Genomic DNA, 22,053 nt, shown 5'->3' with positions numbered 1-22,053 from the left:
GCGGCGTGGCCATGCTGGAACGCATGAGGGCCTATTCGTTGGACGACGTTCACGCGACCCGGAAACGAAAAGACTCCTGGTGGACCGTTTTCCTGGTCGACCCGGTGGCGTGCAGGCTCACCCTGCTCGTCGCCAACCACACGTCCATCACCCCCAACGGGCTCACCCGCTTCTCCCTGATCCTCGGGATGTGCTCGGCGATCTGCTTCGCGTCCGGACGGCTGGTCGCCGGGGCCCTGCTGTTCTACGTGAGCTTCATGGTCGACTGCATGGACGGGAAGATCGCCCGGCTCAAGGGGACGGGGACCGCGTTCGGGCTCTGGCTCGACTACGTGGGAGACCGGATCAGGGTGGTGTGCTGCGCCGCCGGGCTGGCGTCCGGGCAGTACGTGGCGACGGGGGACGTCTCCTACATCCTGCTCGGCGCCGGGGTGGCCGTGCTCGACCTGTTCCGCTACGTGAACGCGCCGCAGATGAAGCGCGTGCGCGAGGTGGTCAAGGAGAACCGGCTCGGACGCCTGGCGCCCGTCGAGTCCGTGGTGACCGTGGGACACCCCAGGCCCGGGGAGGCGCCGGTGGCCGCCGGGCACACCGTCCACGCGGGACATGCCGGGCACGCCGGGCACGTCAGGCCCGTCGAGGTCATCACTCCCCGCGAGCCGCTGCGCGTCGCCGGGTTCGAGAACCGGGACGAAAACCCGGGCGAGGGCCGGGACGGGAAACGGGCCGGGCGGGGCCCCCGGGGAGGCAGGCGCCCGAAGCTGCCCCGCAGGTTCGGGCGCCTGCTGGCCCGCCACCGGGTGCGGACCCACCTGATCAGCGGCATCGAGTTCCACGCCGCGGTGTTCGTGGTCGCCCCGCTGATCGGGCCGGTCGCCCTGATGCCCCTCTCGGTCGCGGCGGGTGTGCTGCTTCTGCTGAACGAGGTCGTCCTGATCTATCGAATGTGGCTCTTCGCCCGGGTGGTGCCCGTCATGCCGCTCGTGCAGAAGGCGCCACGCGTATCTGTTTGACCAAGCTTTACGGGGGTTCGTTGTCATGCAGTCCGACCGTCCGATCTTCGTGATCGGTTGTCCGCGTTCCGGCACGACGATGTTGCAGCTGATGCTGCACTCGCACCCGCGCATCGCGGTGCCTCCGGAGACACGGTTCGTGGTGCCCGGCTACTACCGCAGGTTCTCCTTCGGGGACCTGCGCGAGGAGCGCAACCGGCGCAGGGTCGGCCGGTGGATCGTGAGCGACAAGGACACCAAGTTCAAGGAGCTCAAGCTCGACGGGGACAGGCTGATCGACGACATCGTCGCGGGGCCGCCCACGCTGGGGTCGGCGATGGGCATCACCTTCCGCTCCTACGCCGAGCAGTACGGCAAGAGCCGCTGGGGTGACAAGCGGCCCAGCTACTACCACCACGTGGACCTGCTGACGCGATTGTTCCCCGACGCCCAGTTCGTGCATCTGATCAGGGACGGCCGCGACTGCGTGGCGTCGCTGAAGGAGATGCCCTGGTACACCAAGGACGTCTTCCACGCGGCGGTCAACTGGAGCGAGGCGATCGACTACGGTCGCCGGCACGCCAAGAAACTCCCCGCCGACAGCTACTACGAGCTGCGCTACGAGGACCTGACGGCCTACCCGGAGACCGAGCTGAGCAAGCTCTGCGACTTCCTCGGCGAGGACTACGACCCGGCGATGACCGAGCCGTACCACGTCGCCAGGGTGGCGATCCCGCAGCACAAGGTCTGGCACAGCAACACCCACGGCGACGTCACGACCGCGCGGGCGGGCTCGTGGAAGGCCAGGCTGGAGCCCTGGGAGATCTCGGTGTGCGAGACCGTGCTGGCCGACCGGCTCACCGCCAACGGCTACGAGCTGAGCGGCGCGCCCAAGGCGAGCAAGGCCCACGTTCAGGCGTGCGAGAAGGCGGCGTCCAAGCGGCGCTGGGCGCGCAGGCGCAAGGAGATCCGCGACCGCCTCAACCGGTTCCGCGAGCCCAGCCCGGTGGCCGCGAGGCTCACCAGCCGGCAGCTCGGCGAGCTTGCGAAGGTCTGACATGACGTCCGATCGCCCGATCTTCATCCTGGGCTGTCCCCGCTCGGGGACGACGATGCTGCAGCTGATGCTGCACGCCCACCCGCGCGTCGCCATCCCGCCGGAGACCCGGTTCATGATCTCCACCTACCAGCGACGGCTCCAGTTCGGCGACCTCAACGCCGCCGAACGCCGGCGAGAGCTGGGCGAATGGGTGGTCGACCGGCGCCAGACGCGCTTCCACGAGCTGGAGCTGGACCGCGACGACGTGCTGGAGCAGATCGTCGACGGGCCGCCGACGCTCGGCTCCGCGCTGGGCATCGTGCTGCGCGCGTACGCGGCCCGGCACGGCAAGCCGCGCTGGGGCGACAAGCGGCCCTCGTACTTCCAGTACACCGACGTGCTGCTGCGGCTGTTCCCCGACGCCCAGTTCGTGCACCTGATCAGGGACGGCCGCGACTGCGTGGCGTCGCTGAAGGAGATGCCCTGGTACAACGGGAGCGTCTACAGCGCGGTGTCCGCCTGGGCCGAGGCGATCGACTTCGCCCGGCACGGCGCGCCGAAGCTCCCCGAGGGCAGTTACCACGAGCTGCGCTACGAGGACCTGACCGCGGAGCCCGAGGCCCACCTGCGCAGGCTGTGCGAGTTCCTCGGCGAGGACTTCGACCCCGCCATGTGCGATCCGGGCGCGGTGGCCGACATCGCCGTACCCGCGCGCAAGACCTGGCACGCGCGCACCTTCGGCGAGGTGACCACCGTGCGGACCGGCTCGTGGCGCGACCGGCTCGACCCCGGCGAGGTCTCGCTGTGCGAGAGCGTGCTCGGGAACCGGCTGGAGACGTACGGGTACGAGCTCACCGGCGCGCCGAAGGTCGAGACCTCGCGGATGGTCTCCTACGAGCGGACCGCGGCCAAGCGGAAGCTGGCCCGCGTCAAGCGGGTCACGTTCGACCGGCTGATCCGGCTCCGCGAGCCGAACCCGCTGGGGGCACGGCTCACCTCCGCACAGATCGTGCTGGCGGGAGTGCCGCTGCCGCGCAACGAGCCCGTCGCGGTCAGCGGGTGACCGGTCCGACCGGCCGGACCGGTCCGATCTGCTCGCGGAGAGCCGCCGGGGATCGGCGGGTGACCGGCCCAGCCGGCCCGCGGCGAGCCGGTGAGGACCGGCGGGTGACCCGCTGAGCACGAGCCCGTGCCGCTCAGCGGGTGACCTGCTCGAACAATGCCTCCCACCGGTCCAGGACGCGGTCTGGGCGGAACGCCTCGACGTGCGCGCGGGCGGCGGCTCCCAGCCGCCGCCGCTCCTCGGCCGAGGCCATCAGCCCGGCCAGCGCGGCGGCGAGCGCGGTCACGTCGGCCGGGGGCACCAGCACCCCGGTCCGCCCGTCCAGGACGAGTGACCTGAGCCCGCCCGACACGTCGAACGCCACCGAGGGCACCCCGTAGGACGCCGCCTCGCCGACCACCAGGGGCAGCCCCTCGTGCTCGCTGGACAGCGCCAGCACCGACCCGCCCAGGTACTCCTCCCCCATCAGGGCCGCGGGCACCGCGCCGCGGAACACCACCCGGTCGCTCACCTCGCACGCCGCCGCGTGCGACAGGAGCCGCCCCCGCTCGGCCCCCTCGCCGATCAGGTGCAGCTCCCAGTCCTCGCTCGCCGCGCGACGGGCCTCCACGAGCTCCGGGTCACCGCCGGCACCGCCGACACCTCCGGGGCCTCCGGGACCCGGCCGGCCGCACGCCTCCGCGAAGGCCGAGATCAGCCGGTCGAACCGCTTCACGCCCTCCAGCCTGCCGACCCCGAGCACCCGGCGGGCGGTCAGGTCCGCGGTCCGTGACGGCCAGGCGGGCAGCGGGTTCGGGATGGACCAGGTGTTGGGCAGCAGGGCGTGCTCGGAGAACAGCCACGCGTCCTCCTCGCTGAGGAACACAGCCTTCTCCAGGGTGGCGTAGTGGCCGCGGACCGAGCCGAGATGCCAGGATCCCCGCGCGTGCTCGTACGAGCCGTGGTACTGCCCGATCGGCAGCAGTCCCTCGGGCAGCAGGCCCCCGATCCGGGCGACCACGCTGGGCGAGGCGAGCACCGCGAACCCCGGCCCCACCTCCCGCAGCAGCCTGCCGAGCGCCCGCCGCTCGCGGCGCCTGCCCAGCCGCGAGAGCCTTCCCACCGGAGTGCGGTGGATCACATGGCTGGTGTAACGCGGCCTTTCCACGTAACGGAACGGCTTCTCCGCCCGGTGCAGCCCGACCACGTGCACCTCGCGGCCCCGCTCGGCCAGGCCCTGCGCCATGGTGTGGGTGACCCGCTGGACGCCGCCGAGGGTGTCGGCGTCCATGCACGCGAACACCACCGCCCCGGTGTGCCCGCCGCTCACCGCGGCCGTCCCAGCAGCGGCAGGCGGCTCAGCTGCCGCGCCCCGGCCGGGGCGCGTTCCCGCACGCCGGCGGGGCGGGGGGTCTGGACGTGGGAGGGTTCGAAGAAGGCGTCCACCACCTTCGCCGCGGCGTGGCCCTTCTCGTCGGCGCACCACGTCCTGCGGAACGCGATGTACCTGGAGGCGAACGACGCCGTCAGCCCCTCGAGGTCGCGCAGCGCCTCGATCAGCTCCTCGGTCGTGGTCAGGCAGGGGCCGGGGGCGATCGCGGGCAGGTCGTGGTAGACCCCGCGTTCCACCCTGCGGTACTCGTCCCAGTCGTCGATCAGGAACAGCATCGGCCGTCCGGTGACCGCGTAGTCGCACATCAGCGACGAGTAGTCGGTCAGCAGCGCGTCCGAGAGCAGCATCAGGTCGTTGACCTCGGGGTAGGGCCCCGCCTGCCGGACGAAGTGGCGCAGGTGCTCGGGCACCTCGAACCGCTCGACCGGGTGGGTCCGCAGGACCACCGTCCAGTCGCCCGCCAGGGCCTCGGCCATCGCGGCCAGGTCGGCCCTGACCGACTGCCCGGACCCCTTGGCCCGGTCGCGGTAGGTGGGGGCGTACAGCAGCACCCTGGACCAGTGCGGGATCTCCAGCGCCTCCCTCGCCCGCCTGACCGCCTCCCGGTCGCCGTGCACGAGCACGTCGCAGCGGGGCGAGCCGTGCCGCAGCAGCCGCCCCCGGTAGCCGTTGGAGGGGACGAAGACCCGCTCGAACTCGGCGCTGGGCGAGACCAGCGCGTCCCAGCGGTCCACCGCGGCCCGCCAGGTCGCCCTCGGACCGTCGAAGTCGGCGCGCAGGTCGGGCGCGTCGAAGCCGACCGACTTGATGCCCTGGCCGTGCCAGGTCTGCAGGTAGCGGGTGCCGGGCGGTTTCGGATAGGCCAGCGGCATGCCGTGGCTGTCGACCCAGTAGCCGGCCCTGGCCATGGTCCAGACGTGGCGCCAGCTCATCCGCCGTACCAGCCTGACGCCGGGGGGAAAGTTCCCGCGCGTCCCGGCGGCCGACCACACCACCTTCAGCGGCGTGTTCCGTCGCCTGAGCTCCTCGTAGATGTAGCGCGGGTTCCCGGTGTACCCGGTGCCGACGTCGGACTCGAACAGGGCCAAGTCCCCGCGCGGCGGCATCACGGAGATCAGCCCCTTGTAGACGCGGAGCTTCACCTCCGGCCCGCCCACCTGCCGCAGCAGACGGGTGGCGGCCCGCTTGAGCCGGGGCAGCTGCCGCAGCAGCCCCTGGCGGCGCCAGAGCACCCGCAGGAACGCGGCGCTCCCCTCCGCCTTGACGACGACCTCGTGCCACAGGATGGTCGTGCCGAACGGCGCGGTGCGCGGGTCGACGAGCAGCCGGTCGGAGGTGACCCGCCCGTCGGGGTTGACGATCTCGACCACCGGGTCGTAGCGGCCCTCGAAGCCCAGGCGGCCGTGGCGGATCGCGGCGAGGTCGATCGTCGCCTCGCTCAGATAACCGCCGTCGCCGCCGTCGCCGTCCGGCGCGCGCGGTTCCAGCCGTACCCGATGGTTCCTGAACCGCAGGAACGCGGTCCAGCCGGGCGTGGCGGCGAGCACCCCGAACGGGTCGTACGTCGTGATGGCCAGCCTGATCAGCGAGCCCTTCCCGGTGACGACCGCCTCGTGGCGCAGCCGGGAGGCGCTGTAGGGGAGCTCGGCCATCCGGAGCGAGGTGATCTCCCGTCTCTCGTCGGCAACGGCGCCCCAGTAGGTGCGCCCGCCCTCCCGTACGGCGACGCGCGGCGGGGCCTTCGGCCCGTTCAGCGACCGGGCGGCCACCAGGAGCTCGTCGGGCCTGCCGTCGAGGATGAAGCTGCAGCAGACCCGCAGGAGCGGGTCGACCGTCTCGAACACCACCGGGTCGAGCTCCGCGAGGTAGGGGTGGATCACCGAGACGAACTCCTCGATCCACGCCGGGTCGCGCGAGGGCAGCGGGTTGAGGTAGACCCGCAGGTCCTGGCGGACGAAGCGGCGCTGCCGCTCGTGCACCAGGTCGCCGAGGCCGCTGTCCCGCAGGATGTCGTCGCTGAGGCGGGCCGCCCTGATCCTGGAGCGGACGTTGGCCATGTCCGTCAGGCACAGCGAGATCGACAGCCGCTCGTCGCTCTCCGCCGAGGCCCGGTGCCAGAGGTAGACCACCCAGGGGACCACGGCGAACCGCCGCGCCGCGCAGTACAGGGCGGTGCTGAAGACGTGGTCCTCGTAGTGCATGTCCTCGCGGAACGGTACCCGCCGCAGCAGCTCGGCCCGGTAGAGCTTGTTGGTGCTGAAGGAGTCGAGGAACATCTCCGGCTCCCTGGCGATGCCCTCCACCGTCCTGCGCCTGGTGAACAGGGCGGGGTAGTAGCGCGCGGTCTTCCCGGTCTGCTCGTACAGCCGCGCGATCTGCCCGGTGACGAAGTCCGCGCCGGTCCGCTCGATCTCCAGCAGCATGCTCTTGCAGGCGTGTCTCGTCAGCTCGTCGTCGCTGTCCAGGAACATCACGTACGGCGCCCGCGCCGCCGCCACCCCCCTGTTGCGCGGCACCCCGCAGCCGCCGCTGTTGACCTCCCCGCGCAGGTAGCGGACCCTCGCGTCCCTGCGCTGCAACTCCCTGGCCACCTTCCCTGTGCCGTCGGTGCTCGCGTCGTCCGCGATGATCACCTCGATGTTGCGCAGGGACTGCCGGAGCACGGACCGCACGGCCCTGGCCAGCCGTGCGGCATCGTTGTAGGTGATGACCACAACGCTGCATTCCGGGATATTGATCACGATCCGAGGTATTCCCGAGAAAAAGTAGTCAGTTGTCCTACTTGTTCACTGATGACACTGTTTTTGGGGTTGTGTGAAGCTGTTGACGTGAAACGGTCACCGACACGTTTCACCGGCCGTCTCCGCTTCACCAGCCGATCGCCGACACCACCGGCCGGCCCGCGCCCGATACACCTGACCTGATGACTCTGTACGACCTCACGGCTCCCAGAGCCTCTATCGGTCCAGAGGTGCTATGACCCTTGATCTCTGTACGGAACCGGGCGGGCGGGGGGTGCCTACCGAGTGTCGCCGAGAGGGCTGGCGAGCGCTCGCTCGAACCCGGTGAGGGCTTTGATGAGGTCGGGGGCCTCGAACGCGCGGTTGCGTCTGCCGATGGTGGTCTGCTTGAGCACGCCCGCCGCCACGAGCTGGTTGATGGCGTCGTTGGCCCGTTGGACGGATCTGCCGATGAGCTCGGCGGCGGTGGTCACGGTGAGCACGGGCGCCGAGGGAAGCATCCGAAGGAGCAGGTCGACGGAGGATGCCGCGCGAACCTTTCCCAGTTTCCCGCGCCATTCCGCTTCGAGGGCGTCGAGTTCCATGCCGAACCGAGCCGTGTCGGCGATGGCACGGGCGGTGTCCGCGGTGAAACGGTCGATGCACGTGCCGATCGCCTCCTGTGCCGCGGGCGAACTCGCGGTTCCCTCATATCGATAGGCGGTGAGTGCCGCGATATAGGCGTTGGCGTGTGATGCCAGGATCAGGCTGATCGGCGGGACAAATCGGGCGGCAAGACCTCGGCGACGGAGAATCAGGTGGATGAGCGCCCTTCCGGTACGGCCGTTGCCGTCGACGAAAGGATGGATGGTTTCGAACTGGGCATGGGCGACGGCGGCTTGAACCAGGGTGGGATGGTCATCGCCTGAGATGTAGGCACACAGGTCTTCCAGGAGTTCGGGGACTCTGTCGGGCGGCGGGGGCACGAAGTCGGCGCCGCATGGCGACATACCGGTCCCGCCGACCCAGTTCTGCTCCGTTCTGACCAGGCCGCCGAAGTGAGAGTCTCGGGTCCCTTCGAGCAGCTTGCGGTGAAGTTCCAGCACGTCATCGACGCATACGGTCGGGGCGTCCGCCAGTTTCAGGGCCGCTTCCATCGCCCGGACGTTTCCGAGGACCGCGCGCGCGGTGTCATCATGTGCCTCCAAACCTGTACGTGCCGCAATGTCGGCCTTGGCCAGACGCCGCACGTTGATCCGCAGGCCTTCGATGAAGGAACTCGCCACCGCCTCGGCTCGCAGCAGGAGCCTGGCCAGGGCTTCGAGGCCGACCAAGGGCTGGTCGGACGCGTTCAGCGCCACGAGTTGACGTTCCACGTCACCGATATCCGCCGAGCGCTGTCCGTTCAGCTGCAGGGGGCGGCCGACCAGCAGGTCTGGAACGTAGGCCCTGTAGTCACACGGCCGGCGTTCCGCACGTATGGCGCCGTTCGGTATCCCGGGCCACGACGCAGCGATGTATTCAGCCACAAGTGTTAATACCTCCCATCCATATGAACACTTAAATGCTAACCGTTCATATGGCCGCTGGGTGTGAACTCCGCCGCACGAGTCTTCGGCCTCGCTGCGAATCCCGCCTTCACGCACAGTTCGGCGCAGAGCCGAGCCACGACGACCTCGTGCATTGACACCCCTCGTGATCAGTCTCGCGGCGCGGCTCCACCAGGCGAGCGGAGGAGTTGGGTTCTCGGCCGGCCGGTCAGCCCGGCAGGCTCAGCGTGGAGAACATGTCGAACCGGACCTCCTTGCGGGCTGCGGACACGGGCTCGTTCAGCTCCCAGATATCCAGAGCGTTGCGTACGTTGACCAGCTTGCAGGGGTGGAGTCAGGCGCGGGCCGCCAGCCACGCGCGGATGTCCTCCGGGCTGTCCGGGCTGGCCGGTTCGGCTCGCCGCTGTTCGATGCCCTCAATCATGCGGGCGAACTGGGCGCGATCGGGCTGCGGCTCGTCTTCGTCGTCAACCTGGTTGGAGAAGAACTCTCGCAACGACTCCAGCTCCATCCGGGCTTTCCCTCCCGGGGGCCGATCACGGTCGGCGCGCTGCCAAGGGCCTTCGGAGTGGGTGAGGTTCTCCAGGTCCGTCGCGGTCAAACCGCCGTACCTGCTGAGGACGTAGCCGATGGTGTTCAACTCGGCTTCCGTCAGCTCGGGAGGCTCCTCGATGAGGGCACCGTACTTCTCGTCTCCCCAGACCTGTCCGACGACCGGCCCCATGTCCCATGCGGAGATCGATTCTCTGAACAGAGGCCGGCCGAAGGCGGCAAGGTGGTGTCCTTGCGCGTAGTAGAGCAGCTTGTGGAGCTTTTCGCCCATGCCGGGTTACCGCTGGCGGAGGGCGGCGGCGATGGCGTGGGCTGAGAGGGGCATGGGGTCAGGATGCGGTTCGTGCCCGGTGGGGTCAGAGTTTTTGGTCATTCTTCGATCCCGAACATGTGTTCCATCATGGCTGATGGGTGTGACAGTTCCCCGCCCGAGGTCCGGTCAATCCCCGTCACCTGTAAACGCCGCGCCACCCCGTATGATCGCCTCCTCCTCCCGTCCCCACCAGCGGAGAGAGCGAGCCGGACCCGGGCCGGGTAACGGTTCTCGGTGTTCTCTCTCCTGGCGACTACGACCGCATTCGCGACCGGTTCGAGGACTTCGATCGTTCAGGGGGCACCTTCGCCGAAGGCGTTGCTCAGAGCGCTTCGGCCTTCACGGCTTCCAGGAAAGCGGCGAACGCGGCGGCCCCGAACACAAGGGCGGGGCCGTTGGGGTTCTTGCTGTCGCGCACGCCAACCCGGTTGTTATTCAGGCGGGTGATCTCTACACAGTTGGAATCGGCATTGCTGCGGCTGGACTTGCGCCAGACAGCCGTCGATAGTTCGGTCTCGACGCTCACGGGGGTGCTGTCGGTCACGCTCACACTTCCTCGGCTGATCTGGTCAGTGGGTCCTTGAGGCGACCACTGGTTCAGCTTGCAGGAATTTCAAATTTTCCCCGGCGAATACTTCCGGTAAAAGTCTGCCATTCGTCAGAGGTGAAGAACAATATTGGCCCATTTGGATCCTTGCTGTCACGTACAGCGACATCCTCATCAAGAAAAGCAACCTGTACACACTGGCCGCTTGAGCCGCTGAGGCTACTGGTATGCCATTCGGCGCGGGAAATACCGGACTCCTCGCCCACCCCATGCTTCCTTCCGTTATGTGTCCGCGAGCACGCGTGCTATGAGATCGCGGCTCTCGTCTGGGCTACTCGCTATGGCCCGGAGCTTCTCGAAGACTCGGTTGTATCGCGTCACGTCACTCTCGCTCTCCAGGAACAAGTCTCTTACGCTCGCCTCGATGTAGACAACATCGTGAACGTCCTCGGCGAACTGGAGGATGACGAATGACCCCTGCATTCCTGGGTGTACACCGGCTTCGAAAGGGATCACCTGCAACGTCACGTGGAGCTGCTCGCTCTCATCAAGCAGGCGTCGCAGTTGCTCGCGCATGATCTCGGGACCACCGACACGACGGCGCAACGCCGCCTCATCGATGATTGCCTCGATGGTCGGCGATGAATCTCGTTTGGCCTGGCGAGCCATGCGGGCCGCCACCCGGGTTTCAATCTCCTCCGCCGACAGTTCGAGTGCGCCTCCGGGAATCGCTGCGCGGGCATACGCTGCGGTCTGCAGCAGCCCGGGAACAAACGAGGACTGGTAGTCCAGAATCGCTCTGGCCTCCTGCTCGAACCCTATGTAGGTGGCGTACTGATCGGACAGGGATTCTGAGGGGGCCTGTAGCCAACTTTCCTCTCCCGCCAGTGTGAGGATTCCGATCAGGTCGTCCCGGTATCGTTCCGGCACGCCGTACGCGTCGAGCAACGCCCGTAGCGTTCTTACCTGTGGTTTTGCCTGCGCCATCTCGATTCGGTACAGGGTGGCGCGGTTGATCTCAGTAGCCTCTGCCACTTGCTCACGGGACAGAGCGGTAGGACCCGGCACCCGTGCCGGGCGCGCACCGGCGAAACGGGAACCCCGGAAACGGGGAACGCTCCGGCGCAAGCCGGAAGCTGCCTGAGAGCGCGCTCACCACAGCACACTCACAAGCAACGGTCAACGGCCAGGACGTCATCGTCACGACCGGTGGCTCCGGAGACATCAGAGTGGCGATCAGGGCTTGGGAGGAGTCTGAGCGTCATCGACTGCTCCATGACCTGGCGAACCTCGCCCGCCTGGTCGATGGTGCGCTGACCCGCCCGCAGCCCCACCGCACCCTGAACGATCACCGAAATCCCCCACAGGAAGCCGGCGCTCTCCCGTGATCACCGTCGGGAAGCCCGGCTGGACCGACACGGCGCCTCACGTACCGGAGGGCTGCACGTCGGACGACACCGAGAGGTGCGTCTACTGACGATCGCGGGCGGTGCTCTGGCGGGCTAGTGCCGCAGGGCGCGGCGGATCAGCCAGGCGAGCAGGACGATGCCCGCCAGGGCGGCGACCAGGGGGGCGACGCGCTTGAGCAGCGGCAGGCCCGCCACCTCCAGGAGGTTCAGGGCCTCCTCGTCGGGGCTGAGCGAGGTGCGCGCGGTGCCCGCGGGGTGGCTCTGGCGGGACTCCTCCTTCTCGCCGATGGCGAGGCCGGGCGGGGTGGGCACCGCGCTGAGGTGACGCTCCGGCCCGTCCGGGACGCCGGGGCCGTTCAGGTCCTCCGGGCCGCCGGGGCCGCCCAGTCCGGACGCCGCACCATGGTCCGTGCCGCCGGAGGCCGTCGTGCTCCCGTGGCCTTCCGGGCCGTGCCCCGTCGAGCCTGCCGGGCCGGGGAACGCCGAGCCGGTCGTGCCGGGGCTCTCCTGGCCGGAGGCCGTCGAACCCGCGGGACCGGCAGGACCGGAGGACGCGGCGGGTGCGGTCGTGGAGTCGACGGACTCGCGTGAATCGTCGGAATCGGCGGGGCGCGCCGGGCCGGGACCCCAGGTCTCCGAGATCGCCGGAACGTCGTCCGGCCCCGTGGACGCCGGTTCCCGCTTCGCGCTCGCGTTCCAGCCGCCCAGGCCGGCCGTCCCCGAGACCGTCTCGGCGGCCGTCTCCACGCCGGGGCCGTGGCCCAGCAGGCGGGAGAGGTTGGCCGCGAACCTGTCGACCAGCTTCCCGCCGACCTCGGTCATCACGCCCCGGCCGGCCTGGGCCGGGCGGCCGGTCACGTCGAAGGAGGTGTCGACGGTGACCCGGGTGTTGCGGCCCTCGGGGTGCAGGCGCGCGACGACCGTGGCACCCGCCGTGCCCGGACCCCTGGCCTCCTTGCCGGAGGCCCTGAGGGTCATGGAGCGGGTGTCCTCGTCCACCTTCTCGAAGGCGACCCGGCCCTGGTACGTCACCGTGATCGGCCCGATCCTCATCTTCATCCGGCCGGTGTAGGAGTCATCCTCGACCTTGTCCACGGCGGCTCCGGGCAGGCAGGGCGCGATCCGCTCGACGTCGAGCAGCACCGGCCACGCCTGGTCGACAGGTACGGGAACCGTGAACTCGTGCTCGAATCGCATCGCCATCGCTGCGCTCCTCACCGCTCGGCCGCTGTCGCGACATTACGACTACACGGGGGCGTACTGCCAGTATGCCGCCCTGAAGCCCGGCCGGACCTCCTGCGACGGTTCGTGTCCGCACTCCAGTTCGGTGCCCGCTCCCCTGGTACTGCCCCCGTTGACGGGGACGATGCGCCCGCCGCGCCGCGCCCTCAGACCGGCGGGTTGTGGCGGGAGTATTCCGCGAGCCCCCAGCGGAGCGGGCTGGCTCCCCGTAGGCGGACGATCCGGTCCACCTCGAAGCGGACCAGCCGCTGCGCGCCCGGGACGTCGCCCGGATCCCAGTCGACGTGGGCATGCCCGGTCAGGTGCAGGGCGCCGCCGCCCTCCCAGTCGAGGAAGAGCAGGCCGCAGTCGTCGTCCAGCTCCAGGTTTCCCAGCGTCATGTACATGGAGTTGCCGACGTAGTCCGGCCAGACCAGCCGCCGGTCGTCCAGTACCCGGACGAACCCGGGGTTGCCGCCCCGGTGTGACAGGTCGGCGCCGAGACCGGGCGCGGAGGTGGCGACGAAGAACGTGTCGGCGCCCTCGATCCACGCCCGGTCCTCGTCGCCGAACACCGTCCCCGAGGAGAAGCCGTGGGAGCCGGGGGTGGGTTCCCCCGGCTCGGCCGGTTCCGCGACGATCTCCCGCGCCTGGATGTACTTGGGACAGTTGGCGTACGCCTGCTCGGTACGGACGATCAACCGCCCGCCCTCCCGCGAGACCGTGCCGTTGACCCGCATCCTGCGCCTGCTCCGCGGCTCGATCGCGAGCATCCCGATCTGGCCCCCGTCCAGCCCCGCCAGCGGGTCGTGCTCGCCGGGAACCGCGTCGATCACGACCGTCCGCTCGTCCGGCGCCCGGGCGAAGCCCTCGGGCCCGGTCAGGACTGACGCCCACAGGAGCCCGTCCCGCCCCCTCGCCCCGATCAGCAGCATCCGCTGCCGCCCCAGGAACTCGGCCGCCACCGCCGGGATCTCCGGCCGGGTCCTGGCCGAACCCAGCGCCACCGCGCGCACCCCGGCCCTTCGCTGAACCGCGAGCTCTCCTGCGTGTTCCACGGTCGTTTAGAAGAAGCCGCAGGTGGGAGCGGCGGCCACCGGCACGGGGGAACCTTCGGCGCCGGTGGGCGCGTAGATCTCCAGCCGGATCCCGTCCGGGTCCTCGAAGAACACACCGCCCGAGGACGCGCCCTCGCGGTGCGCCACCACGCCGTCGTGGTGGAGCGTGGCACCGGCCTCCCTGATCGCGGTCTCGGCCCGGCGGACCGTCTCGATGTCCGGAACCTGGAAGGACAGGTGGTGCAGGCCGGGCAGGCCGGTGGCGAAGCGGCCCTCGCTCTGCTGCCAGAGGGTGAGCACCAGCGTGCCGTCGAGGCCGAGGAAGGCGTACCGGCGGCCCGCCTCGCCGGACTCGCCGAGGACCTCGAAGCCGAAGATCTTCACGTAGAAGTCCCTGGACCTGTCGAGGTCGGAGACGTTGAGGCCGACGTGGCCGGTCTGGAAGGTCATCTGGTCTCTCCCCTTCAGGTTTTCTAACGGCTCGTTCCGTTAGTCTGGCTGCAGGGTAAATCTAATGCACAATCATCATTTTTTCCATTATAAATATATGACGTAAGTCACACCTGCGGGAATCCAGGCGTGAGATCCACCCGTCGGGCGTGAGAAGGGAGAGTCGGCCGGGCGGGGTCAGCCGTCGCGGTGCTGGTGGTAGTGGCGGGCCGCGCGGGCCCGGTTGCCGCAGCCGACCGAGCACCACTCCTGCCGGGCGTGCTCCTTGAGGAAGTAGAGCACGCAGCGCGGCGCGGGGCAGGTGCGGAGCCGCTCGCGCCGGGGTCCGGCCAGCAGTTCGATCGCCGACGTCGCCAGGGCCGCCCGGATCCGCGCCGACTCCGTGGCCCCGTCGCCGGGGACGGCCCATGCGCGGGGAGCGTCGCCGGCGGGCCACTCCAGCCGCGCGGCCAGCGGCACGGCCAGCGCCGCGGCGTTGACCAGGTCGAGCGACTCGGCGAACCCCGGGAGCCGGTGCGCGTCCGCGCCGCTCGCGGGGCCCGGCTCCACAGCCCTGGCGAAGAGCGCCCGCACGGCCTGCCGCAGCTCCACCACCTCGTTCCGCAGCTCCTCCGAGGCGAGGAAGCCCGGGTCGATCCCCAGCTCGGCGGCGTGCGCCCGGCCCCACGCGGTCATGCCCTCGACGTCGGCGAGCGTGTCCGTCAGACCGGCCCGCGTCGCGCGGACGGTGCTGACGAACTCCAGGGCCGACATACTCCGATCCTAATGCCTGATGTGGTCTTTTGCCGTGAGGTCCTGCCGTCGCCGGCGACCGCCGGGACGGGACACCTAGCGCCGGATGGCCTTGGCCAGGATGGCGACCAGGCCCGCGAAGCCCAGGCCGCTCACCAGGACCATGAGCATGACCAGCGGCTGTACGGACGGCTCGCTGATGAAGACGATGCCGGCCGCGATGAACACCACCCCGCTGAGCAGGGCCATCCAGTCGGTGCGGTGCACGCGGCGGCGCTCGGTCCCTTCGAGGTCAGGCCGCACGGCGCACCTCCACGTCCCCGAGGCCGGCCTTGATGTTCAGCACGATGGTGGCCACGTCCCCTTCGGGGAGCACCTCGGGCTCCAGGATCTTGTTGTGATGGATGTCGGCCCCGCCCTCCACCGCATGGTCGATCTTGACGTCGCCGAACCTGGTGGAGCCGTTCACCTCGACCCTGGCCGTCGGGGGCAGGATCACCCTTATCTCGCCGACCGAGACCGAGGCGTTCACGACGGTCCGCGAGCCGGGGGGCAGGGCCAGGTCGCCCAGGTCGAGGCTGCCCTCTCCCACGTCCACCGAGTAGGTGCGCGCCACCTCGGACAGGGTGGTGGGCCGCCAGGTGTAGTCGCCGAACTTCTTCGGCACGCCGCCCAGCGTGGACCCCGCGATCAGGGCGAGCGACAGGACGGTGCCGGTCGCGACCAGCCCCGCTCCCCGGCCGAACCAGGTGGCGACCAGCAGGCCGGCGCCGATGACGACGAGTACCGCGCCGCCGGCGACCGTCATGTTGACCGATCCCGAGGCGGACTGGATCGCCACGATGATTCCTCCAACGATGATGGCCAGGAAGATGGTGATGCTCCCGACGAGCGATCCGCGCCGCCGCGGCCTGGGCGGCGCCACCACCGTCCCCAGGTACGCGGACGGGTCGTAGGGGAGGTACGGCTGCTGCCGTCTCCGGGGGTCCAGAGGCTGGTAGGGGCCGTAGGGCGAGAAGGGCTCGCCGGAGGAGTCGAACAACGGCCTCGCGGCGCCGTACGGGCCCGGCGGGGTGTCCCGCGGCCCGTGTCCCGGCGGTCCGACGGGGCCCGGGGGCATGCCCGGCGCCTGCCCGGCACGGTTCTCGAAGGCGGGCATGGGCCGGGTCCCGGAGGCGGGTGGCGGCGGGACCGTCGCCGATCCCGGGCCGGCCGAGGGCGCGTACGGTTCCGCGACCGTCTCGGCGGCCGGAGACGCGACCGTCTCGGTGGCCGGGGACGCGGCCGGAGACGCGGCGGCGTGAGTGACCGGATCCCGCTCGCCGACGGGGCGCTGCCCGGCGGCGCCGGGCGCCTGAGCGGGCGAGCCGGGCGAGCCGGGCCACCGGCCGGACGGGGACGGGGACGGGGCGCGGTGCCTGCGCAGCCGGTCGGGCAGCGACCTCGCCACGGCCAGCAGGTCGACCCCGCGGGAATGGGCGGCGAGCAGGGCGATGGCGAATACCGTGCCGACCACGACCGTGCCGGTGCCGATGCCGTCCGAGGAGACGTTGACGATCAGTCCGAGGGCGAACAGGCCGGTCAGCAGGGTCAGGACCGTCTCGCCGTCGAAGTCGCGCCGGACCCACTGCTCCAGGTAGCCGGGGCCGCCGTCGGTCTCGCGCATCAGCAGGAATGCCGCGATGTAGAGCATGATGCCGATTCCGGAGCCGAGCACCAGCACCGCGAAACCGACCCGGAGCACCACGGGATCGATCCGGGTGTATCTCCCCAGGCCCGCGCAGACACCCGTGAGCATGCGCCCCTCGTTGCTGCGCCTCAGGTCGCGCTTCTCGAAGTCGCGCTTCTCGAAGGGGGAGGAGGCGGACGGCGAGCTCGCCGGATCCTGGGCCCGCCCGGTGTCGTTCATGTTCCTCATCGTGGCCTTTCCCGGCCCATGACGCATCCGGGAGACCCCTGAGTCGTCCCGGAGAGGGTACGTCTCTCTCAGGGTCGCTTCAGGGGAACGCCTGATGCACTGGCAGGCTGGTTCATGTGACGATGCTGACGATATGGCTGACCGACAGACAGTTCGCGACGCGGCGCCCGTGACCTCCGACGACGCCCCCTTCCCTCGCCTGGTGAGACCGATGGAGGGGCGGCTGGTCGCCGGGGTGGCCCAGGGTGCCGCCGCCCAGCTCCGGCTCGACCCGGTCGTGCTGCGGCTGGCCTTCGTGCTGCTCACCGTCCTGGACGGTTTCGGCACCCTGGCGTACGCCGCCCTGTGGATGTTCACCCCGCGCGAGCCGTACGAGGGCAGGGAGCCGGGGAGGGACTGGAGCCAGATCACCGCGTACAGCGCGATCGGGCTGGCGCTGATGGCCCTGGGCTGGCTCACCGGCGCCTCGGGTGCCGGGATCGGGGCCTGGCCGATCGCCGTGGGCGGTATCGGCTCGCTGATCCTGTGGCAGCAGGCCGATCCCGACCGGCGGCAGCGCTGGATGAGCAACACCGTCGGGCAGGTCCGCCAGAACCGGGTCCGCACCTTCCTCGGGCTCGTGCTCGTCGTGGTCGGCGCGATCGGCTTCCTGGTGGCCAACGACGAGCTGGGCAACGCGCGCCCGGGCATCGTGTTCACCCTGGTGGTCGTGGGCGGTGTCGCGCTGATCGCCGCGCCCTGGCTGGCCGCCCTGTGGAAGGAGCTGCAGCGCGAACGCCGCGAGCGCATCCGGCAGGAGGAACGCGCCGAGGTGGCCGCGCACGTGCACGACTCGGTGCTGCACACCCTGACGCTCATCCAGCGCAACGCCCAGGACCCGCGCGAGGTGATGCGGCTGGCCCGCTCCCAGGAGCGTGAGCTGCGCAACTGGCTCTACCAGCCCCAGCAGGACGCCGACGCGTCGGTGGCCGCGGCCGTGCGGCGGGTCGCGGCCGAGGAGGAGGACGCGCACGGGGTGCCGATCGAGGTCGTCTGCGTCGGCGACGGCCCGCTCACCCCCGAGCTGTCCGCGATGATGCAGGCCGCGAGGCAGGCGATGGTCAACGCCGCGAAATACTCCGGGTCCGAGGTCGTCTCCGTGTACGCCGAGACGGAACCGGATGAGGTCACCGTCTTCGTCCGAGATCGGGGGATCGGGTTCGACATGGACGACGTGCCCGAGGATCGTATGGGTATCCGCCAGTCGATCATCGGCAGGATGGAGCGCCACGGGGGCAGCGCCCGTGTGCGGACCGAGCCCGGCGAGGGCACGGAAGTGATGCTGACCATGAAGCTGGAGAAGACGTGAGCGGCGAGCGAGCCACGACGCGGCGAGCCGGGGCCCCGCCCCCGGGATCGCGGCGGGCCGGAGAGCGGATCTCAGGATCACCCTCGGGACCGCGACGAGCAGGAGAGCGGCCCTCGGGACCGCGAGGGGAAGAAGTCCGATGAGTGTGGTGAAGGTCCTGATCGTCGACGACCACCGCCTGTTCCGCTCCGGCGTGCGGGCCGAGCTGGGCGACTCCATCGAGGTGATCGGGGAGGCCGAGGACGTGGAGTCCGCGGTCAAGGCGATCGCCGCGCTGGGGCCCGACGTGGTCCTGCTCGACGTGCACATGCCCGGCGGCGGCGGCCAGGAGGTGCTGCGCCGGGTGCTCGGCTCAGGTTCCACGGTCCGCTTCCTCGCCCTGTCGGTCTCCGACGCGGCGGAGGACGTCATCGGCGTGATCCGGGGCGGTGCCAGGGGATACGTGACCAAGAACATCAGCGGGCGCGAGCTCACCGACGCCATCCGCCGGGTGGCCGAGGGCGACGCGGTCTTCTCCCCGAGGCTGGCCGGGTTCGTGCTGGACGCGTTCGCCTCCAGCGAGGCCCCGCCGATCGACCCCGAGCTCGACTCGCTCACCCAGCGTGAGCGCGAGGTGCTGCGGCTGATCGCCCGCGGTTACGCGTACAAGGAGATCGCCAAGGAGCTGTTCATCTCGGTGAAGACCGTGGAGACCCACGTCTCGTCCGTGCTGCGCAAGCTGCAGCTCTCCAACCGTCACGAGCTGTCCCGCTGGGCCACGGCGCGGCGCCTGGTCTGAATCCCCGGCGTCCCCGGCGTCCCCGGCTTCCACGGCATCCTCACCTCGCGGACTTCTGTACGAACAGTTACTTCTGTGCGACTCTGCGAAGTATGGGACGCGATGTACCTGCGATGGTGTTCAGCCGCGAGGACCGGCGGCGCTACCGGGACAAGGTCCGCCGGTGCCTTGACGTCTTCGCGCAGATGCTGCGCGAGTCCAGGTTCGAGTTCGACGAGCCCAGGGCCGGGCTGGAGATCGAGCTCAACCTCGTGGACGAGCGCGGCGAGGCCACCATGAAGAACGTCGAGGTGCTGGAGGCCATCGCCGAGCCCGACTGGGCGACCGAGCTGGGCCAGTTCAACGTGGAGATCAACGTCCTGCCCGAATCCCTGGAGGGGGACGGCGCGGCCCGGCTGGAGAAGGTGATCAGGGACCGGCTCAACCATGCCGAGGAACGGGCCCGTACCGTCGGCGGGCACATGGTGATGGTCGGGATCCTGCCCACGCTGCGAGAGAGCGACGTACACGAGGGCACGCTGTCGGCCAACCCCCGCTACAAGCTCCTCAACGAGCAGATCTTCGCGGCCAGGGGCGAGGACCTGCACCTGTCGATCGAGGGCGAGGAGTTCCTGGAGGCCTACGCCGACAGCATCACCCCCGAGGCCGCCTGCACGAGCCTCCAGCTCCACCTCCAGGTCAGCCCCGAGGCGTTCGCCGCCAACTGGAACGCCGCCCAGGCCATCGCGGGCCCCCAGGTGGCGCTGGCGGCCAACTCCCCGTTCCTGTTCGGCCGCAGGCTCTGGCAGGAGACCAGGATCCCGCTGTTCGAGCAGGCCACCGACACCCGCCCGGTGGAGCTGAAGACCCAGGGGGTGCGGCCCAGGGTGTGGTTCGGCGAGCGGTGGATCACCTCGGTCTTCGATCTCTTCGAGGAGAACGCCCGCTACTTCCCCGCGCTGCTGCCCCTGTGCGACGACGAGGACCCGCGCGAGGAGCTGGCGCGCGGCGTCACCCCGCAGCTCGGCGAACTGACCCTGCACAACGGCACCGTCTACCGGTGGAACCGGCCGGTCTACGCGGTCGTGGACGGCACCCCGCACCTGCGGGTGGAGAACCGGGTGCTGCCCGCCGGGCCCTCGGTGGCGGACGTCGCCGCCAACGCCGCCTTCTACTACGGGCTCATGCGCGTCCTCCCGTACGCCGAACGCCCGGTCTGGACGCGCATGTCGTTCGCCGCGGCCGAGGACAACCTGCACGCCGCCGCCCGGTACGGCCTGGACGCCCGGCTGTTCTGGCCGGGGCTCGGCGAGGTGGTCGCGTCGGAGCTGGTCCTGCGCCGCCTGCTGCCGCTCGCCCACGAGGGACTCGACCTGTGGGGGGTGGACCCCGGGGCCAGGGACCGGCTGCTGGGGATCGTCGAGCAGCGCTGCCTGACGGGCACGACCGGGGCGAGCTGGCAGATCGACGCGGTGAACGCGCTCGGCGAGCTCGACAGGCACGAGGCGCTGCGCCGGATGACCCTGCGCTACATCGAGAACATGCACACCAACGAGCCCGTCCACACCTGGCCGTCCCCGTGAGACCGCGGCTGAGATCGTTTCCGGGACCGCGGACTGAACCGCCGGAGCCGCCGGAACGCCCGGAACGCCGGTGGGGTCGCTGTTGCGAGGCCGATGAGGCCCGCCGTGCCGCCTCCGCCTCCGCCTTCGCGCCGGTCCCCGGTCGCACCGATCGCTCGCGCGGGGCCGCGGACTCCGTCACGATGGGCCCATGAGAGCGTTCTCCTTTTTCCTGGCCCTGGTCCTGGCGGCCGTCACCGCCTGCGGGAGCGTGGGGGAGGGCACGGAACCGGAGGCCGGCCCCACCGGTGAGCAGGCCACGCCCAGCACGCGGGGGCAGACGTTCGAGTCGGACGTCGAGCTGGCCAGGGAGCTCAGCGAGGCCTACTGGAAGCAGACCTTCGCAGCGGCCGGGCTGACCTACCGCCCGGTCACCGCGTTCGTCGCCTACCAGGGAGAGAACGGGCCCGACTGCGGCGGGCGGCCGTCGGTGCCGAACAACGCCTTCTACTGCTCGGCGGGACACTTCATCGCCTACGACGAGAAGTGGATGAACGAGCTCTACGAGCGGATGGGCGACGGCTCGGTCTATGTGATCATCCCGCACGAGTTCGGGCACGCGGTGCAGGCGCAGCTGAACACCGCGTTCCGCCTGAACATCGAGCAGGAGCTCCAGGCTGACTGCTACGCCGGGGGAACCCTGGGGGCGCTCGTCAAGGGCGGCTCGCTGCAGACCGAGCCCGGCGACGAGGACGAGCTCCTGATCAACCTCGCCGCGGCGGGCGACCCCACCGACGACTGGCTGCGCCCGGACGCCCACGGCACGGCGGGCCAGCGCCAGGAGCTGTTCGCCAAGGGATACAACCAGGGGACGACCGCCTGCTGAGGCCGCGTCGCGCGACGCGGGCGCCGGAGCGGGCCACGAGGGCGCCACGGGGTGGCGCCGGGGCGCCGCTGGGGCGCCACGGGGTGTCACGGGGGTGGCGCGCCACCGGAGTACGCCGCGATGAGTACGGGTGAATCCGTCGAGAGGCTGATGTCCCGCCGCCGGGGTCCGCCTAGTCTGGCTGAGGACGCCGGCCACCAGGGGGCGATCAGGGGGCGATGTCATGCGGACGACGGTGCGGGATATCGGCTGGGCCGCGCGGGGTGCCTGCGGTACGAGCGACCCCGAGCTGTTCTTCCCGCTCACGCAGTCGGCCGAGCACGAGGCGCGGGCGAAGGCGGTCTGCGAGCGGTGCCCGGTGCTGAAGGAGTGCCGGGCCTACGCGCTCCGCGCGGCCGAGCCCGAGGGGATCTGGGGAGGCCTGACGGTGCGGGAACGCCGTCTCCTGCGCTTCCCCGCCGGCTGGCGCCAGGCCGCCGCGGGCTGAGCTCCGATCGCGTAGCCTCGAACCGGATTCGAGGGGATCCCGAAGATCACGGTCCCCGGCGCGGCCCGGCACGCGGG

At 70.4% G+C, this 22,053-nt stretch carries 21 protein-coding genes; 8 read left to right on the top strand and 13 right to left on the bottom strand.

Annotation, left to right across the window (positions count from 1 at the left end):
* Window positions 1–23 precede the first annotated feature (23 nt).
* The 3 genes from ACTOQ2_RS12005 to ACTOQ2_RS11995 are packed head-to-tail and all read left to right on the top strand — an operon-like array spanning window position 24 to window position 3,094.
* Window positions 24–1,013, top strand: coding sequence for a CDP-alcohol phosphatidyltransferase family protein (locus ACTOQ2_RS12005; protein WP_440099711.1), 990 nt, complete (start codon window positions 24–26; stop codon window positions 1,011–1,013).
* Between the two features lie 25 nt (window positions 1,014–1,038).
* Window positions 1,039–2,049 (top strand): sulfotransferase family protein, encoded by a 1,011-nt coding sequence (locus ACTOQ2_RS12000; RefSeq protein WP_440099710.1) that lies wholly within the window; start codon window positions 1,039–1,041, stop codon window positions 2,047–2,049.
* A 1-nt stretch (window position 2,050) separates the two neighbouring features.
* Entirely contained in the window at window positions 2,051–3,094 is a 1,044-nt protein-coding gene (locus ACTOQ2_RS11995) for a sulfotransferase family protein (RefSeq protein ID WP_440099709.1), read from the top strand.
* Between the two features lie 133 nt (window positions 3,095–3,227).
* Here ACTOQ2_RS11995 and ACTOQ2_RS11990 read toward each other — a convergent pair whose 3' ends face one another.
* The 13 genes from ACTOQ2_RS11990 to ACTOQ2_RS11930 form a co-directional block, all read right to left on the bottom strand.
* Window positions 3,228–4,403 (bottom strand): glycosyltransferase, encoded by a 1,176-nt coding sequence (locus ACTOQ2_RS11990; RefSeq protein ID WP_440099708.1) that lies wholly within the window; start codon window positions 4,401–4,403, stop codon window positions 3,228–3,230.
* Window positions 4,400–7,207, bottom strand: a complete 2,808-nt coding sequence (locus tag ACTOQ2_RS11985; RefSeq protein ID WP_440099707.1) for a bifunctional glycosyltransferase/CDP-glycerol:glycerophosphate glycerophosphotransferase — start codon at window positions 7,205–7,207, stop codon at window positions 4,400–4,402. Before ACTOQ2_RS11985 ends, ACTOQ2_RS11990 begins: the two co-directional genes overlap by 4 nt.
* A 278-nt stretch (window positions 7,208–7,485) precedes the next feature.
* A complete protein-coding gene (locus tag ACTOQ2_RS11980; protein WP_440099706.1) occupies window positions 7,486–8,715 on the bottom strand; it encodes a Fic family protein in 1,230 nt (409 codons plus the stop codon).
* A 355-nt stretch (window positions 8,716–9,070) separates the two neighbouring features.
* On the bottom strand, window positions 9,071–9,559 hold the full coding sequence (locus tag ACTOQ2_RS11975) for a Panacea domain-containing protein (protein WP_440099705.1): 489 nt from the start codon (window positions 9,557–9,559) through the stop codon (window positions 9,071–9,073).
* 364 nt (window positions 9,560–9,923) lie between these two features.
* Window positions 9,924–10,145: a DUF397 domain-containing protein gene (locus ACTOQ2_RS11970; protein ID WP_440099704.1), complete on the bottom strand. Its 222-nt coding sequence runs from the start codon at window positions 10,143–10,145 to the stop codon at window positions 9,924–9,926.
* Window positions 10,146–10,198: 53 nt separating this feature from the next.
* Window positions 10,199–10,414 carry a DUF397 domain-containing protein gene (locus ACTOQ2_RS11965; protein WP_440099703.1) on the bottom strand — a complete coding sequence of 72 codons (216 nt, stop codon included), beginning with the start codon at window positions 10,412–10,414 and terminating at the stop codon, window positions 10,199–10,201.
* A 16-nt stretch (window positions 10,415–10,430) separates the two neighbouring features.
* Window positions 10,431–11,276, bottom strand: a complete 846-nt coding sequence (locus ACTOQ2_RS11960) for a helix-turn-helix domain-containing protein (RefSeq protein WP_440099702.1) — start codon at window positions 11,274–11,276, stop codon at window positions 10,431–10,433.
* 374 nt (window positions 11,277–11,650) lie between these two features.
* Entirely contained in the window at window positions 11,651–12,760 is a 1,110-nt protein-coding gene (locus tag ACTOQ2_RS11955; RefSeq protein WP_440099701.1) for an SRPBCC domain-containing protein, read from the bottom strand.
* Between the two features lie 185 nt (window positions 12,761–12,945).
* Window positions 12,946–13,836: a pyridoxamine 5'-phosphate oxidase family protein gene (locus tag ACTOQ2_RS11950; protein WP_440099700.1), complete on the bottom strand. Its 891-nt coding sequence runs from the start codon at window positions 13,834–13,836 to the stop codon at window positions 12,946–12,948.
* 6 nt (window positions 13,837–13,842) lie between these two features.
* On the bottom strand, window positions 13,843–14,286 hold the full coding sequence (locus ACTOQ2_RS11945; protein ID WP_440099699.1) for a VOC family protein: 444 nt from the start codon (window positions 14,284–14,286) through the stop codon (window positions 13,843–13,845).
* Between the two features lie 177 nt (window positions 14,287–14,463).
* Window positions 14,464–15,039, bottom strand: coding sequence for a CGNR zinc finger domain-containing protein (locus ACTOQ2_RS11940; RefSeq protein WP_440099698.1), 576 nt, complete (start codon window positions 15,037–15,039; stop codon window positions 14,464–14,466).
* 75 nt (window positions 15,040–15,114) lie between these two features.
* Window positions 15,115–15,321 (bottom strand): hypothetical protein, encoded by a 207-nt coding sequence (locus ACTOQ2_RS11935; protein ID WP_440099697.1) that lies wholly within the window; start codon window positions 15,319–15,321, stop codon window positions 15,115–15,117.
* Entirely contained in the window at window positions 15,311–16,927 is a 1,617-nt protein-coding gene (locus tag ACTOQ2_RS11930; RefSeq protein WP_440099696.1) for a PspC domain-containing protein, read from the bottom strand. Before ACTOQ2_RS11930 ends, ACTOQ2_RS11935 begins: the two co-directional genes overlap by 11 nt.
* A 142-nt stretch (window positions 16,928–17,069) precedes the next feature.
* Here ACTOQ2_RS11930 and ACTOQ2_RS11925 point away from each other — a divergent pair, with 142 nt between their 5' ends.
* From ACTOQ2_RS11925 to ACTOQ2_RS11905, 5 genes are all read left to right on the top strand, one after another.
* The gene (locus ACTOQ2_RS11925; protein WP_440099695.1) at window positions 17,070–18,284 is read left to right on the top strand and encodes a PspC domain-containing protein; all 1,215 of its coding nucleotides are present in this window, start codon (window positions 17,070–17,072) and stop codon (window positions 18,282–18,284) included.
* Between the two features lie 139 nt (window positions 18,285–18,423).
* Window positions 18,424–19,062, top strand: coding sequence for a response regulator transcription factor (locus tag ACTOQ2_RS11920; RefSeq protein WP_350943408.1), 639 nt, complete (start codon window positions 18,424–18,426; stop codon window positions 19,060–19,062).
* A gap of 92 nt (window positions 19,063–19,154) precedes the next feature.
* Window positions 19,155–20,624 carry a glutamate-cysteine ligase family protein gene (locus tag ACTOQ2_RS11915; RefSeq protein WP_440099694.1) on the top strand — a complete coding sequence of 490 codons (1,470 nt, stop codon included), beginning with the start codon at window positions 19,155–19,157 and terminating at the stop codon, window positions 20,622–20,624.
* Between the two features lie 190 nt (window positions 20,625–20,814).
* Window positions 20,815–21,489, top strand: a complete 675-nt coding sequence (locus ACTOQ2_RS11910; RefSeq protein ID WP_440099693.1) for a neutral zinc metallopeptidase — start codon at window positions 20,815–20,817, stop codon at window positions 21,487–21,489.
* Window positions 21,490–21,712: 223 nt separating this feature from the next.
* Window positions 21,713–21,976, top strand: a complete 264-nt coding sequence (locus ACTOQ2_RS11905) for a WhiB family transcriptional regulator (RefSeq protein WP_362678664.1) — start codon at window positions 21,713–21,715, stop codon at window positions 21,974–21,976.
* Window positions 21,977–22,053: the final 77 nt, after the last annotated feature.

Source organism: Streptosporangium sp. H16 (assembly GCF_051918855.1).
Taxonomy (GTDB): Bacteria; Actinomycetota; Actinomycetes; order Streptosporangiales; family Streptosporangiaceae; genus Streptosporangium.
Note: the sequence above shows the minus strand (reverse complement) of the source record. Positions and strands in the feature narration are given on the sequence as shown.

Bases quoted from the DNA above. Each gene is read 5' to 3' on its own strand.
- ACTOQ2_RS11995 (WP_440099709.1), top strand. From the start codon at position 2,051: ATGACGTCCGATCGCCCGATCTTCATCCTGGGCTGTCCCCGCTCGGGG.
- ACTOQ2_RS11920 (WP_350943408.1), top strand. From the start codon at position 18,424: ATGAGTGTGGTGAAGGTCCTGATCGTCGACGACCACCGCCTGTTCCGC.
- ACTOQ2_RS11940 (WP_440099698.1), bottom strand. From the start codon at position 15,039: ATGTCGGCCCTGGAGTTCGTCAGCACCGTCCGCGCGACGCGGGCCGGT.
- ACTOQ2_RS11955 (WP_440099701.1), bottom strand. From the start codon at position 12,760: ATGGCGATGCGATTCGAGCACGAGTTCACGGTTCCCGTACCTGTCGAC.
- ACTOQ2_RS12005 (WP_440099711.1), top strand. From the start codon at position 24: ATGAGGGCCTATTCGTTGGACGACGTTCACGCGACCCGGAAACGAAAA.
- ACTOQ2_RS11915 (WP_440099694.1), top strand. From the start codon at position 19,155: ATGGGACGCGATGTACCTGCGATGGTGTTCAGCCGCGAGGACCGGCGG.
- ACTOQ2_RS11925 (WP_440099695.1), top strand. From the start codon at position 17,070: ATGGCTGACCGACAGACAGTTCGCGACGCGGCGCCCGTGACCTCCGAC.
- ACTOQ2_RS12000 (WP_440099710.1), top strand. From the start codon at position 1,039: ATGCAGTCCGACCGTCCGATCTTCGTGATCGGTTGTCCGCGTTCCGGC.
- ACTOQ2_RS11910 (WP_440099693.1), top strand. From the start codon at position 20,815: ATGAGAGCGTTCTCCTTTTTCCTGGCCCTGGTCCTGGCGGCCGTCACC.
- ACTOQ2_RS11945 (WP_440099699.1), bottom strand. From the start codon at position 14,286: ATGACCTTCCAGACCGGCCACGTCGGCCTCAACGTCTCCGACCTCGAC.
- ACTOQ2_RS11905 (WP_362678664.1), top strand. From the start codon at position 21,713: ATGCGGACGACGGTGCGGGATATCGGCTGGGCCGCGCGGGGTGCCTGC.
- ACTOQ2_RS11975 (WP_440099705.1), bottom strand. From the start codon at position 9,559: ATGGGCGAAAAGCTCCACAAGCTGCTCTACTACGCGCAAGGACACCAC.
- ACTOQ2_RS11930 (WP_440099696.1), bottom strand. From the start codon at position 16,927: ATGAACGACACCGGGCGGGCCCAGGATCCGGCGAGCTCGCCGTCCGCC.